Origin of the sequence: Hahella sp. KA22, assembly GCF_004135205.1 — a bacterium.
Taxonomy (GTDB): Bacteria; Pseudomonadota; Gammaproteobacteria; order Pseudomonadales; family Oleiphilaceae; genus Hahella.
In genome coordinates this window covers 2,180,646-2,193,438 of record NZ_CP035490.1, presented here as the reverse complement: position 1 = coordinate 2,193,438, position 12,793 = coordinate 2,180,646, and the positions used below count along the sequence as shown (strand labels likewise).

12 protein-coding genes are annotated in these 12,793 nt (G+C 54.1%); 6 read left to right on the top strand and 6 right to left on the bottom strand.

Annotation, left to right across the window (positions count from 1 at the left end; genetic code table 11):
- The first annotated feature begins 168 nt into the window (after nucleotides 1-168).
- The gene (locus EUZ85_RS09860) at nucleotides 169-1,533 is read left to right on the top strand and encodes a 3-oxoacyl-ACP reductase (RefSeq protein ID WP_127969134.1); all 1,365 of its coding nucleotides are present in this window, start codon (nucleotides 169-171) and stop codon (nucleotides 1,531-1,533) included.
- 6 nt (nucleotides 1,534-1,539) lie between these two features.
- On the opposite strand, the gene EUZ85_RS09855 is transcribed toward EUZ85_RS09860, so the two are convergent.
- From EUZ85_RS09855 to EUZ85_RS09845, 3 genes are all read right to left on the bottom strand, one after another.
- Nucleotides 1,540-2,976: a DHA2 family efflux MFS transporter permease subunit gene (locus EUZ85_RS09855; protein WP_127969133.1), complete on the bottom strand. Its 1,437-nt coding sequence runs from the start codon at nucleotides 2,974-2,976 to the stop codon at nucleotides 1,540-1,542.
- A 76-nt stretch (nucleotides 2,977-3,052) separates the two neighbouring features.
- Nucleotides 3,053-3,478 carry a transcriptional regulator SlyA gene (gene slyA, locus EUZ85_RS09850; RefSeq protein ID WP_127969132.1) on the bottom strand — a complete coding sequence of 142 codons (426 nt, stop codon included), beginning with the start codon at nucleotides 3,476-3,478 and terminating at the stop codon, nucleotides 3,053-3,055.
- 125 nt (nucleotides 3,479-3,603) lie between these two features.
- Nucleotides 3,604-4,089, bottom strand: a complete 486-nt coding sequence (locus EUZ85_RS09845; RefSeq protein ID WP_127969131.1) for an Lrp/AsnC family transcriptional regulator — start codon at nucleotides 4,087-4,089, stop codon at nucleotides 3,604-3,606.
- Nucleotides 4,090-4,391: 302 nt separating this feature from the next.
- Between EUZ85_RS09845 and leuA the strand changes: the two genes are divergently transcribed.
- Nucleotides 4,392-6,074: a 2-isopropylmalate synthase gene (gene leuA / locus EUZ85_RS09840; protein ID WP_127969130.1), complete on the top strand. Its 1,683-nt coding sequence runs from the start codon at nucleotides 4,392-4,394 to the stop codon at nucleotides 6,072-6,074.
- Nucleotides 6,075-6,259: 185 nt separating this feature from the next.
- Nucleotides 6,260-7,510, top strand: coding sequence for a cytosine deaminase (gene codA / locus EUZ85_RS09835; protein ID WP_127969129.1), 1,251 nt, complete (start codon nucleotides 6,260-6,262; stop codon nucleotides 7,508-7,510).
- Nucleotides 7,511-7,550: 40 nt separating this feature from the next.
- Here the strand turns inward: codA and EUZ85_RS09830 are convergent, their stop codons facing one another.
- A complete protein-coding gene (locus EUZ85_RS09830; protein ID WP_127969128.1) occupies nucleotides 7,551-7,889 on the bottom strand; it encodes a YebG family protein in 339 nt (112 codons plus the stop codon).
- Between the two features lie 304 nt (nucleotides 7,890-8,193).
- Between EUZ85_RS09830 and EUZ85_RS09825 the strand changes: the two genes are divergently transcribed.
- Together EUZ85_RS09825 and EUZ85_RS09820 are read left to right on the top strand one after the other, a co-directional pair.
- A complete protein-coding gene (locus tag EUZ85_RS09825; protein WP_127969127.1) occupies nucleotides 8,194-9,372 on the top strand; it encodes an ATP-binding protein in 1,179 nt (392 codons plus the stop codon).
- Between the two features lie 71 nt (nucleotides 9,373-9,443).
- Nucleotides 9,444-10,058, top strand: a complete 615-nt coding sequence (locus tag EUZ85_RS09820) for a response regulator transcription factor (RefSeq protein ID WP_127969126.1) — start codon at nucleotides 9,444-9,446, stop codon at nucleotides 10,056-10,058.
- Between the two features lie 35 nt (nucleotides 10,059-10,093).
- Here the strand turns inward: EUZ85_RS09820 and EUZ85_RS09815 are convergent, their stop codons facing one another.
- Nucleotides 10,094-10,810: a DUF6683 family protein gene (locus tag EUZ85_RS09815; protein ID WP_127969125.1), complete on the bottom strand. Its 717-nt coding sequence runs from the start codon at nucleotides 10,808-10,810 to the stop codon at nucleotides 10,094-10,096.
- Between the two features lie 377 nt (nucleotides 10,811-11,187).
- Here EUZ85_RS09815 and EUZ85_RS09810 point away from each other — a divergent pair, with 377 nt between their 5' ends.
- Nucleotides 11,188-12,240 (top strand): hypothetical protein, encoded by a 1,053-nt coding sequence (locus EUZ85_RS09810; RefSeq protein ID WP_127969124.1) that lies wholly within the window; start codon nucleotides 11,188-11,190, stop codon nucleotides 12,238-12,240.
- A gap of 234 nt (nucleotides 12,241-12,474) precedes the next feature.
- Here EUZ85_RS09810 and EUZ85_RS09805 read toward each other — a convergent pair whose 3' ends face one another.
- Nucleotides 12,475-12,789, bottom strand: a complete 315-nt coding sequence (locus EUZ85_RS09805; protein WP_127969123.1) for a hypothetical protein — start codon at nucleotides 12,787-12,789, stop codon at nucleotides 12,475-12,477.
- Nucleotides 12,790-12,793 lie beyond the last annotated feature (4 nt).

Sequence of the window (12,793 nt, the reverse complement as noted above, 5' to 3'; positions counted from 1 at the left end):
CTTACTGACATGAAAAGGAGCTATATCCTAGCCTTGTTGCGGCGAAGAATATAGGCTTTAGCCGCCGTACGCCGATTTTCTGTGAAGAAAAGAGCGTTTTCGCCGCCACTTTTAAATCTACGCCAAACAAGAGTCGCCCACTTCGTCATTACGAAAAAGGAAATCGTCATGTCTGATCTACTGCTCACACTCGCCACTCATCCAGGCGCCTACAAACTGCTGAAAAAACTGGGACTGCCCGCTCCGGTTGCTCTTCAGCGCTCGACGCAGGCGATCCCCGACAGTCCACTGCATGGGGCTACTGCGTTGATCGGCGGCGTCACCGAAAGTCGGGCATTGGATGTCGTGCGCGCCCGACTACAGGAACTTGGAGCGCAGGTATGCGAGGACATGCGGACAAGCGAAGCAGCGCCGATCATCGCCCTGTTCAACGCCACCGGCTGCCGCAGTAGTAAGGATTTGGATGCGTTATACCGTTTCTTCCATCCCCTCATGGCGCAATTTCCCCGCCATGGGCGCGCACTTTTATTAGCGTCAACCCCCGAGCAAATGAACGACCCCGTGGCGGCGGCATGCGCCAAAGCCGTCGAAGGATTCACCCGCTCTCTTGGCAAAGAGTTGGGTAAGCGTGGAGCCACCGCCAATTTGATTTATCTGGAGGCAGGTCAGGAGGACCGCCTGACAGGGCCGCTCGCATTTTTCTGCTCCCCAACCAGCGCCTACGTGGACGGTCAGGCGATCAGGCTTAGCGCCGCAGTGAAAGCGCCAACTTCTCAACCACTGCCAACCCCCTACCGGCCACTGCAGAATAAGGTCGCCCTGGTGACAGGCGCGTCCCGTGGCATCGGTGCGGCGACAGCGCGCAGGCTCGCCGAGGAAGGCGCTACAGTAGTGTGCCTGGATATACCCTCCGCCAGTCGCGCCCTGACGACGTTCGCCACTGATATTAACGGCGTTCCCTTACCCATGGACATTACCACACCGGATGCGCCACAAACTCTCGCGCAATTCTTTCTGGAGCAATATGGCGGTGTCGACATTCTCGTGCATAACGCCGGAATCACGCGCGACAAAACCCTGGCGAAGATGTCAGAAGAGACTTGGAGCCGCGTGCTGGATGTTAATTTTCGGGCTGTCGTCGCCATTAACGACGCTCTGCTGAAGACAAAGGCGCTGCGCACTATGGGGCGCATTATTTGTCTGTCATCGATCAGCGGCGTCGCAGGCAATTTTGGGCAGACTAACTACGCGGCCAGTAAAGCGGCGCTGATCGGTTACGTGGCGGCGCTGGCGCCTCAGCTGGCCTCCAAAGGGGTCACTGTCAATGCTGTCGCGCCCGCATTTATTGAAACGGATATGACGGCGCAAATGCCCCTGTTGATGCGGGAAGCCGGTCGTCGCCTGAACTCGTTATCACAGGGCGGCCATCCCGAAGACGTCGCAGCGTTGATTGCATTCCTCGCCACGCCCGGGGCCTATGGAATCACCGGCGCGACCATAAGAGTGTGTGGGCAGGCCCTGATCGGCGCTTAGGACCACTCAGGCGCTTTCCGGCGTGGCTTGTACAGAGGCGTCAGTCTTTCCGATGCGCGCCGCCGGCCACAGAGCCGCGATGGCGATGACGCCCAGCAGAACAAAGGCTTCGGTGTAGCTCAGCATGGATGCGACGTGACGCCCATCGCCCGCTTCACTCCCCCACTCCAGCATGACCGCCAGGATATTGATGCCCATAGCGCCGCCAAATTGTCTGGCGAAGTTAATCATCCCCGACGCTTGCCCTAACTGCGCATCGCTGACCTCCACCAGACCGCCGGTGCTAAGCGCCGGCATCATCAACGCCAGTCCAACACGCCCCACTAACACCAGCGCAGCCAGATAGAAAAACGACGGCGCCAGGCCGATAAACACCCACAGCAGACTGGCTCCGGCAAACAAAGCAAGCCCCGCGATCACCAGGCGATGAGGCGCGCCTTTATCCGCCGCCCGTCCGCTGAAGGGAAACAGTATGCCCAGCGCAATACCGGCCGGAGCCATCATCATGCCCGCCTCCGTCGCGCTATAGTGCAGCACAGTCTGAACAAAAAGAGGAATGATGTAGGTGGAGCCGAACAAGGCCATGCCCAATCCTAACGCCACCAGAAATGCGCTGCGAAAGCTGGGAACGCGCAGCAACGCAAGCTCCAGCAGAGGGCTTCGGCTATGTCGCTGCCGCCGTACAAACAGGATGAGCGAGGACACCGCCAACAAGGCTCCCACAGACTGCCAGAGCGGCTGCACAAGTCCATGCTGTAACCGGGTCAATCCATCCAGCGCGCATCCGATAAACAGGCAGAGATAAAAGAAACTGATCCAATCGAAACCATGCTGCTCAACCTCCGGCTCCCTGTGAGGCATGTAGCGTAGCGCCATCAGAAAGCCAGCCATGGTAATAGGCAGCGGCGCAAAGAAGATATAACGCCAGTCGAGCTGGTCCACGATGACGCCGCCCAACACCGGCCCCAGAGCCGGAGCCAGAATCACGCCCATACCGTATATGCCAATAGCGCGCCCGCGTTCATTACGGGGGAAGACCCTGAACAACACATGCATCGCAATCGGTTGTAACATGCCGGCGGCGGCGCCCTGCAGCACCCGCGCCAGGATCACAGACTCCGCATTCGGCCCGAGGCCCCCTAATACAGAAGCGCCAGCGAACAGCAACATGGCGAATCCCAGCGCGTGACGCAGACCAAAGCGTTGCGTCAACCAGGCGGTGGTCAGCATGGTTGTAGTCATGGCGGCGAGAAAACCGGTGGAAAGCCAATGGGCGACGCCCTGGCCAATGGAAAAGTGGTTCATGATGTCCGGCAAAGCCACATTGACGATAGTCGACGTCAATACGGCGGAGACCGTCCCCATCATGACAGTGAGCATGGCCAGCCAGCGATAGGCCGGTCCATGACGATCAAAGAGAGCCTGCAACAACGTATCAGACATGTAAATGCTCCGTAATCAGTCTTCGGAATCCCCTTGCAAGCGTGAGCGATGCGTCATCCAATCGCCGAGGCGGCGGTCAGTTTATTTCCGATGCATTCTTTTCTATCCGCGCAAAAACCTGCAGGCACAGTTCGAGATCCTGTGGCGAAACGCCAGCAAGCATCTCGCTCCGCAATGCGGCGGCGCGCTCATTCACCGTTTCCAGATAACTCTCCGCCGCAGGAGTCAGGCGAATGCGTTTGGCGCGACCGTCTTGTCCACACCCAGTGCGGGTGACCAGCCCGGATTCCTCCAGGCCATGCAGCAGTCGCACCAGGGTTGGCGATTCAATGGACAGAGCGTTCGCCAGTTCTTTCTGAGTCAGATCGCCGCCCAGCCTTTGCAGATAAAGCAGCGTCACCCAGCGGGATTGAGTCAGCCCCAAATCACTGAGCCGATCATCCAGCAGTTTTCGCCAGCGTCGGTTCAGACGCGCCAATGTGAAGGAAAATAACTCGCTCATGATATTTCGCTTGTTAGAGAATTTAAATTAATTAGCTAGCTAACTATTAGTGTAAGACAGAGCCATTAATAAGCCATGCGTAATAGCCGAGAAACTTTCTCGTGAAGGAGTCGTGAACGGCCGTCCTACAGATAGCCCAGCGGCAGCTCCGTGTTATCCACCACTCTGCGCAGGACGAAACTGGAGTGAACGCCGCTCACCCCGGGAATACGGGTGATCTTATTCAAAAGGAACACTTGGTATGCGTCCATGTCCGGCACCACTACCTTCAGCATGTAGTCCGCCTCCTGCCCGGTTATCAAGTAGCATTCCTGAACTTCCGGGGACTCTTTAACCTGATTTTCAAACTCTTCGAAGCGTTCCGGCGTGTGGCGATCCATGCTGATTTGGATAACCACCGTCAAGGACAGCCCCAGCTTCTTACGCTCCAATAAAGTCACCCGGCGCAGAATAATGCCGGCCTCCTCCAGCGCACGCACGCGGCGCAGACAAGGCGACGGCGATAATCCAACTTTTTCCGCCAGTTCCTGATTGGATAACCCACCATCCTTTTGCAAACATTCCAATATTTTGCGATCAATTCGATCTATTTTGACAAGCTTCTCTTTCATTTGGATATTTAATTTCACAAAAATGTTTATTTTTAAAATTATCTATCAATTTTCATTAAAATCAAGTCAACAACGCAAACTCATTGCGCGCCATTCTCGGTATTATTGCTTTCCTGACTGCACTTCTCTTTAAGGCGCACCCACCTTATTACGAGACGTCAGCCGGCCTGGCTCACAAGGCGAGGCGGCTTAACGGGCCACAAGCTCAAGCGAACAGAGCCATTGCGCTCAAAACCTAAATGGATGCGGGAAACGCTAACACCCGCTCAATTCGAACAGGAAGACTTACGAGGCTGATTTCCATGGCTTTCGACCACCGCAAATATCGTCCATACACTCCCATCCGTAAGGCGGACCGCCGCTGGCCGGATCAGGTTATCGAACAAGCGCCCATCTGGTGCGCAGTTGACCTGCGCGACGGCAACCAGGCTTTGATCAAGCCAATGAACGTTAGCCAGAAGCAGCGACTGTTCGACCTCCTGGTGAAATGTGGGTTTAAGGAAATCGAAATCGGCTTCCCCGCCGCCAGCCAGCCTGACTTTGATTTCTGCCGCAAACTGATTGAAGAAAATCGTATTCCGGACGATGTCACTATTCAGGTGCTGACGCAGGCGCGTCCCGAGCTGATCGCACGTACTTATGAAGCGCTGCAGGGCGTCAAACAAGCGATCGTTCACGTTTATAACTCCACATCCACTGTTCAACGCGAGCAAGTATTCGGGTTGGATCGCGAAGGCATCAAAGCCATTGCGGTGCGCGGCGCCCAGGAAGTGCTGGCGCACGCTGAAAAGCATCCGGAAACCCAGTGGAGTTTTGAGTATTCTCCAGAAAGCTTTACCGGTACTGAACTGGACTTCGCCCTGGAAGTCGTCAACGCAGTGAACGCCGTATGGCGCCCGGAAAACGGCCGCAAAGTCATCATCAACCTTCCCGCGACGGTTGAGATGGCGACTCCTAACGTCTTCGCCGACCAGATCGAATGGATGTGCGATAACATCCATCAACGGGAACACGTTATTGTCAGCGTGCACACCCACAATGACCGCGGCTGCGGCGTAGCCGCGGCGGAACTGGCGGTGATGGCGGGCGCTGACAGAATCGAGGGAACCCTGTTAGGCAACGGCGAGCGCACCGGCAACATGGATTTGGTCACCATGGCCATGAACCTGTACTCCCAGGGCATCGATCCTATGTTGGACCTGTCCGACATGTCAGAGATTATCGACACTGTCGAGGCTTGCACTGAGATCAGCACGCACCCGCGCCATCCTTACGCTGGCGACCTGGTCTTCACCGCATTCTCAGGCAGCCACCAGGATGCGATTCGCAAGTGTCTGCATAAACGTAAAGAGGACGACGTCTGGAATGTGGCGTACCTGCCTATCGATCCTTTCGACCTGGGCAGACGCTACGAAGAAGTGGTTCGCATCAACAGTCAGTCCGGCAAAGGCGGCGTCGCGCACGTACTGGAGCGTGATTACAACATCAGTCTGCCACGCTGGTTACAGATCGAGTTCGCGAAAGTCGTGCAACATGAAGCGGAGTCTGAAGGCGGCGAAATTGACTCCCGCACCATCCATCGCCTGTTTGAAGAGCGCTACCTGAGCACGCCCAAAGGATGGCGGTTACGCACCTACGATATGCATAGAACTGACGAAGCCGTGCAGGTGCAAATTGAATTCGGCGACGACGCCATTATCTCCGGCATCCGCGGCCAAGGCCATGGCGGCGTGGAGGCGGTGGCCGCCGCACTGGAGAGTCGCTACCGGATCAGCATCGCAGTAGAGGCTTACGATGAATTCGCGCTTGGCGAAGGCACAGACGCCAACGCCCTCGCCTGCATCAAGGTCATGATTAACGGCGCGCCATTCAGCGCCGCCGCATTGGCGGAAGACACCACCACCGCCACCCTGCAGGCGTTGTTGTCGACCGTGGGCAGACACGCCCAGATCACTGCCGACAGCAGTCAAAGGGAAGCCGTCTAACTCTATACCCCATTGGGCCCTGCATCAGGGCCCTTTTTTTATTCCTATCCCGTTTCACCCTCATCGCAACCTCTCTTGTCTATCATCTGACACAGTGGCGCCTGATATTGCTGGAAGCTGTCGACAGTGGCTGGTCATTTACGGAGAATGTCCGCTTCAGAACAAATAATCAGGTGAGTCCCTCAATGAAATACGTCACCAACGTCCGTTTACGCGGCCAGGACGGTTTACACGCCATTCAGATTAAACAGGGCGAAATAAGCGCCATATTGCCCATGGCGGAGCTTCCGCAGTCGGACGTGGAAATTTTGCTGGACGCCGGCGAGCGTCTTGTCAGCGCCCCCTTCGTCGAACCCCATATCCATCTGGACGCAACAGGCACCGCTGGCGAACCACGCTGGAATATGAGCGGCACATTATTTGAGGGCATTGAGTGCTGGGCTGAACGCAAAGCCATGGTGACCCATGAGGACGTTAAACAGCGTACGCGCCACACCCTGAAAATGCTGACCCAATATGGCGTGCAGGCGGTACGCTCTCATGTTGACGTTACTGATCCAACGCTGACGGCGCTGGAAGCCTTGCTTGATATTAAACAGGAAGTAGCGCCCTGGATTGAGCTGCAGCTGGTGGCGTTTCCACAGGAAGGTATTCTTTCTTACCCCAATGGGGTTCAGTTGATGGAAAAGGCCGTAGAGATGGGCGTCGATGTGGTCGGCGGCATCCCCCATTTCGAGTTCACCCGCGATTATGGCGTGGAATCAGTCAAAATCCTTATGGATCTGGCGCAAAAATACGACCGCCTTGTCGACGTGCACTGCGACGAAATAGACGACCCCGGCTCCAGGTTCCTGGAAGTGCTGGCGGCGGAAGCATTGAAACGGGATATGGGCCATCGGGTAACCGCCAGCCATACCACCGCGATGCATTCCTACGACAACGCTTACTGCAGCCGTCTATTCCGCCTGCTGAAAATGTCACAGATAAACTTTGTATCTTGTCCGACAGAGAGCATTCATTTGCAAGGCAGATTCGACAACTTCCCCAAACGTCGCGGCGTTACTCGGGTGAAGGAGCTGTTAGAAGCAGGTCTTAATGTCGGTCTCGGCCAAGACTCCATTCAGGACCCATGGTACTCCCTCGGCAATGGCAATCTGCTGCGCACCTTGGATTTCGCGCTGCACATATGCCACATGATGGGCTATGACGACTATCGCAATGCGCTGGACCTGATCAGTCATAACAGCGCCAAAGTGCTGAACATTCAAGACCGTTACGGCGTAGAAGTCGGCAAACCCGCCAACTTCATCCTACTGGACGGACCTGACGACTATGAAGTCTTGCGCCGCCAAAGCGTGGTGACAGCCTCCATTCGCGCAGGCGACATCATCATGCAACAAACACCAGCTATAGTGACGCAAAATATACAGCTTTAGACTGTTTACATCTAAGGGACGCTGACAACGTCCCTTCTCATCAGCCCTTGCCGGCTATCGCCCGCACTTTGCCGCTGTCTTTAACCTTGGCGTTCTCTTTAGTCTCTTCTTCTGTGCTGGGAGCAGACTCTGGCGACTCTTCAAACAACACGTCAACTTTGCCTTTGAACGCGGTTGCAAACGCTTCCTTGTGATTAGCGACCAGCATGCCGATTTCTTCCGCTAAACCTTCATTCAAAGAAGTCAGGCGTTGCGCCAGGAAATGAGATACGCCTTCGGCAAGCTCAAGCTTTTTATCATGATCGTCAGCTTCTTTCTTGGATTTAAACATCTGTTGTGATGGGTCTCTGTCACTCATATACAGGGTCACTACGGCCATTTTGTCGCCTCCTAAAATTAGCCTCTGTATATTCATACAGTTTCAAAGTCAGGTCAAGAGCGTCACACAAGATTCATCCAAATACAGTAACCACCTGAAAATAAAGGCGCAATGAGTTGATTTTTACTGCAAACACAAGAGATAACCAAATGGTAATAGTCCGAATATATGATTGCGCCTCGTCGCGCAAGGCATTTAGGATATCCGCCAGTTTGACGTTCGGATTAAGCGGCATTCTCGCTCATCAGCATTAGGGAGTGCGAGGTTTAATCCAGGTATCTGACAGTGCAGGGAGGACAGAAAGATGCTTATGTTAAAAAACAGGCTTGCAGCCAATGCGTATCAGCCTGACATCATTGCGTACAAGGAGCCCAAAGCCGCCAACGCCTCCCATGGCGGTGAAAAATATCCGCTCTTGAACGCCCTCCCCTATCCCACCGCCGTGCATTCTCGTCAAGGCGAATTCATCGCCTGCAACACTTTGTTTCTACGTGAGTTTAGTAGCGGCGGAAAAACACAATCCCGGCTGACGTCTCATCGCGACTCATTCCTACAACTGTTCCAGCCTGTTGAATGCAAAGAGGCGCACTTAAAAGGCGACGCGTTTTCACTGCAGGCGCATTACCCGGAAACCGGCGCTTTTTATACGCTAAACAGCGCGCCGTTTCATGACGCCGAAGGCGTGAGATTAATGTTATCAGTACAGAAAGTAGATGAGCCTTCACTGCTGCTGCTAAGACCTGAAGACATGCACGCCCAGTTGCAGCAAGCCTCCAAAAGTATGTCGATTGGCGAGATGGCGACCGCCCTGACCCATGAGCTGAACCAGCCCATCGGCGCTATTCTCAATTACCTTAACGCCGCCAAGCTACTGCTTGAAAAACATACCGGCGTCGATAAGCCGGAAGAAGCAGTGCAACTTGCGATTCGGCAGGCCCATCAGGCAGCGGCTGTGGTTGCTCGCATACGCAAATTCGTCAACTCACGAGAGCCTCGCGCAGATGAAATCTCACTGCGCCAGTTAGCTAGCGGCGTGCTGGAGCTTCTGCAACTCGAAACCCATAGACGCCAAGTGAAAACCCGATTGCAGATAGCGGCGGACATACCCAATGTCTGTGTGGATAGAATCATGATCGAGCAAACCCTGGGAAATTTGGTCCGCAACGCTATGGACGCCATGCGCGACACGCCTATCCATGAGCGCGAGCTCATTGTTGGCGCTCAGGTCATTTCAGCCGACTGGGTCGAGGTAAGCGTGACGGACAAAGGCTGCGGAATACCACAGCGCCTCCGCAACCGACTGTTCACCCCCTTCTTCACCACCAAGCCTGATGGGATGGGTGCGGGTCTCGCTATCAGCAAGTCCTTCATCGAGCTTCATCATGGAACTCTGGGATTTAAAGACAACCCTGACGGCGGCTCCGTCTTCTCTTTCACTCTGCCGCTAGCCCCATCTGCGACGCCTGTACGCCCTCCTGACTAAATGATTGCGAGCCGCCAGAAGCGCGGCATTCCAAATTATTTTTGTGGATACATCTTTTCGAAGAGACAAGCATGAACGCAGCACAAATTTTACTAGTAGACGATAACGAAGACTTTCGCCGCTCCACCGTCTGGATGTTGGAGGCAGCCGGCTTACAGGTAGAAGATTTCAATCGGGCCGCAGGCCTGTTAGCGAGACTTCAGCAACTGGAAGATGCAGCCATTCCATTAAGCGATAAATGCGTCGTGACCGACCTGCGCATGCCTGATATGAACGGGCTCGAACTGATGGAGGAATTACGCTCGCGTCGTCTTTCCATTCCGGTCGTCCTCATAACCGGACACGCCGACGTCACTCTGGCCGTCAGCGCCATGCGCATGGGCGCAGCGAACTTTCTGGAGAAGCCTTTCGAAAATTCCATTCTGGTGGAAACCGTGAAAAGCGCTATTTCAGAACCCGGTTCCGCATTACGCAATCCACAGGCGGCCAAAGAAAAACTGGGGCGCTTATCTCCAAGAGAGCGCCAAGTATTGACCCATGTGTGCGCCGGAAAGCTAAATAAAACCATTGCGGATATCCTTGGCATTAGCGTGAAAACCGTGGAACTGCATCGCGCCAACATGGCGAGCAAATTGGGCGCGCGCAACGTACAGGATCTAGTCAGACTATCTTTGGGCTACGAGTAAAAGAACGGATGGCTGTGCGTCCCTGCACGGCGAAATTACTTACGAGCGACCAAGCCGCCCTCAGCGGAAATCGTAACCAGCTCCGGGTGAATTTTACGCGCTTTGAGATCACGCTTTATGTAGCCTTTGACCTCATCCAGCTTCCAACCGGGAGTTCCAGCTTTGGCTTGCTGATAGTCGTTGGCGGCGAGCGCAGAATACCAGTACAGCGTCTCCGCCGTAATTTGCTTGTCGCGATCCGAAAGTTCGGCAAGTGAAGGGTTTGTCGCAATCACTTGGCGAAACTGCTTCCATACCGCACGATCTTCAGCGTCGTTGGTTTCCTGATCATTGAGGATACTAAAGGACGTGGTGACCCAGGCAGCCATCGCCAAAGCCAAGTCATTGGCCTGATAACCGTCTTTCTTCACCGCATCGCCCATCAACTGCAGAATATCGATCTCAGCGAATGCCGCACGCAATTCAGCTTCCTTGTCAGCAGGCGCCTTCTTAAGCATTTCCGAAATCATTTTTTCTTTGATCTCAGCGCTGACTTCTTTTGATGGGGTGAAAAAAGCGCCCTTTTCAGGCACAGCCCCATTATCGCCGCCAACGGTTGAAGCAGTATTGTCAGTCTCACTCAGCGCCATTTCAAACGCGGAGTTCATCGAACCGGCGATATCATCCAGTGCATCACCGGACGCCTTGACGGTATGCCCCCAAAGACACAATAACGGTAAAAATAGGGAATATAGAATTCCAGGAATTCTCATTTAAAGTCTCCTCATTAGGCTGACGCAAACCCGGCGAAGTGTTGCAATAGAAACGCAGCGACAGCAAACACAGCTCACCTCAATTACATTCGCCGACACGCCAGAGCTTTGATGCGAGGCAATACGGTAAACGATTTAATCAAAAGGAAAACACCTGGGAGAAACCCTAGTTTATCTATTGCCCTTCATTTGGTTAGTTTTACCGGTCCACTACCTGAAAATGCTCTCGCCAAGTTCAATGACTTCGACAAGATTTAACATCAGACCCCAGGCCAAACCTGCTCCTTTTTCGATGCTGCTTTGCGCGCTTGTGTTTCTGAGCAGTCCGCCTGGCGCTTCTGCTTTTGCGTCGGAGCCCCCCCAGCGTGGAAACGGTTATGACGCTTTACACCCCAGTGCTAACCATGGACATCCTGCGCCGCCTTTGCGGCGTCAAGGCGAGCTCGCCGGATTACCAGTCCTGGCGTACGCGAAATCAGGCGGACCTGATTGACGCGTCAGTAGACAGCCTGAAACGGCGCACTCCAGGCATCGGCAGTAGTCTGTTGCAGGTAGAAGATAAACTGCGCGCAAAGCTGACTGAGCATCAAGACTTACTCTGTAATACATTCTCAGACGTGCTTGAGGACGATCGTTTCAACCCAATGCGCATGCACCCTGAACTGTACGCAGCCATTACGGACCAGCCTCATAAACAATCGCCAACAGATTCACCCGGATATAATCAAACAGTACAGCAACATTCTGCGCACCCGGTCCTGCTTTCACAAAGCGCTTTGTCCTGCGCCTCTACTGACGCCGGCCCTGAAAGCAGTGACATAGAAAAAATCTTCGCCGTTCGTGAACATCGCTACAACGGCAGCATGATGTTGATCCATTTCCAGCCTTACACTTTATTCAAAAACGGCGAGCTGTATCGGGATATGGACGCAGCGATCGCAGATCTCGACATAGCCGCCTGCAAACAGGCCCGGAAAAAAGACTGGGGCCATTGGCGAGCGCAAGGGTCGGGATATCAGTTTCAACTGCCGAACGGGAAGCCGCGGGAAATCAAGCCGGACGACATTTATCCCGTATTCCCAGCCGACGCCGACGAAACGCTGGAAGGAACCTGGAAAATGTTAGGAACATTTGGCGCACAAAGCGTCAGCGGACTTAGTAGCCAGGTATTCGTCGCCAGAGACATCACCTTCCATCAGAATGGACGCTTCGAATTGAATAAATCCGCTGGCGGCGTCAGCCAGACTATGGTCGCCAAAAGCGACTCACGGCATTCAGGCGTTTACCGCCTGACAGGATATCAGGCTGAATTCAGCTTCGACGATGGCCGCAAAGAGCGCATGGGGTTCTTCTTTTTCCCGAACAACAACCGGAAAGACACCGGCATGTTCAACCTGGGCGGGACCAGCTACACACAACAAGATGAATGATGCAAAAGGCGGTAGCGGCTTAAACCACTGAAGGGCTCAAGTTCAACTGGGGATTTCCCTAGTTGGCGCATTCAGGGTTTATGTGTGAAATACCTTGCAACGGGGGTCAAACGGACAAACTGTTCTGACATCCGCTAAAGCCACATTACGTTAGGTCATGTAACCATAGCGTTTTGAGGGCGGTCTCCACCGCCCTACTTTTCAACCTGGGACTACTTAATTAGCCGATACGGATCAGACGTGCTCGGCGCAAACCAACTCTGCAAGCTGCTCCCATAAAATCCGAACTTCTTCCTGCTTTGACTCCAGTTCGGCTTTATCTTTTTCCAACTCGGGAGAATACTTGCTCATATCCAAGGTCAGTTGATATATCTCGTCGATCAGAGCGGACGTTTCCTGGCGCATGGTTTCCTCGCTGACGAAGTGATTTCGCCGCCAATTGTAGGGAAGGATGACAAAGGTAACAATCCCATACTTATGGGAAAATTTGATCCCTGACAGGTATTCGCCAGCCCGCTCTATGCATAGTGACTGACACAACGCCGTCATACAT

Bases quoted from the DNA above. Each gene is read 5' to 3' on its own strand.
- leuA (WP_127969130.1), top strand. From the start codon at position 4,392: ATGGCTTTCGACCACCGCAAATATCGTCCATACACTCCCATCCGTAAG.
- codA (WP_127969129.1), top strand. From the start codon at position 6,260: ATGAAATACGTCACCAACGTCCGTTTACGCGGCCAGGACGGTTTACAC.
- EUZ85_RS09830 (WP_127969128.1), bottom strand. From the start codon at position 7,889: ATGGCCGTAGTGACCCTGTATATGAGTGACAGAGACCCATCACAACAG.
- EUZ85_RS09825 (WP_127969127.1), top strand. From the start codon at position 8,194: ATGCTTATGTTAAAAAACAGGCTTGCAGCCAATGCGTATCAGCCTGAC.
- EUZ85_RS09805 (WP_127969123.1), bottom strand. From the start codon at position 12,789: ATGACGGCGTTGTGTCAGTCACTATGCATAGAGCGGGCTGGCGAATAC.
- EUZ85_RS09820 (WP_127969126.1), top strand. From the start codon at position 9,444: ATGAACGCAGCACAAATTTTACTAGTAGACGATAACGAAGACTTTCGC.
- slyA (WP_127969132.1), bottom strand. From the start codon at position 3,478: ATGAGCGAGTTATTTTCCTTCACATTGGCGCGTCTGAACCGACGCTGG.
- EUZ85_RS09855 (WP_127969133.1), bottom strand. From the start codon at position 2,976: ATGTCTGATACGTTGTTGCAGGCTCTCTTTGATCGTCATGGACCGGCC.
- EUZ85_RS09815 (WP_127969125.1), bottom strand. From the start codon at position 10,810: ATGAGAATTCCTGGAATTCTATATTCCCTATTTTTACCGTTATTGTGT.
- EUZ85_RS09860 (WP_127969134.1), top strand. From the start codon at position 169: ATGTCTGATCTACTGCTCACACTCGCCACTCATCCAGGCGCCTACAAA.
- EUZ85_RS09845 (WP_127969131.1), bottom strand. From the start codon at position 4,089: ATGAAAGAGAAGCTTGTCAAAATAGATCGAATTGATCGCAAAATATTG.
- EUZ85_RS09810 (WP_127969124.1), top strand. From the start codon at position 11,188: ATGACGCTTTACACCCCAGTGCTAACCATGGACATCCTGCGCCGCCTT.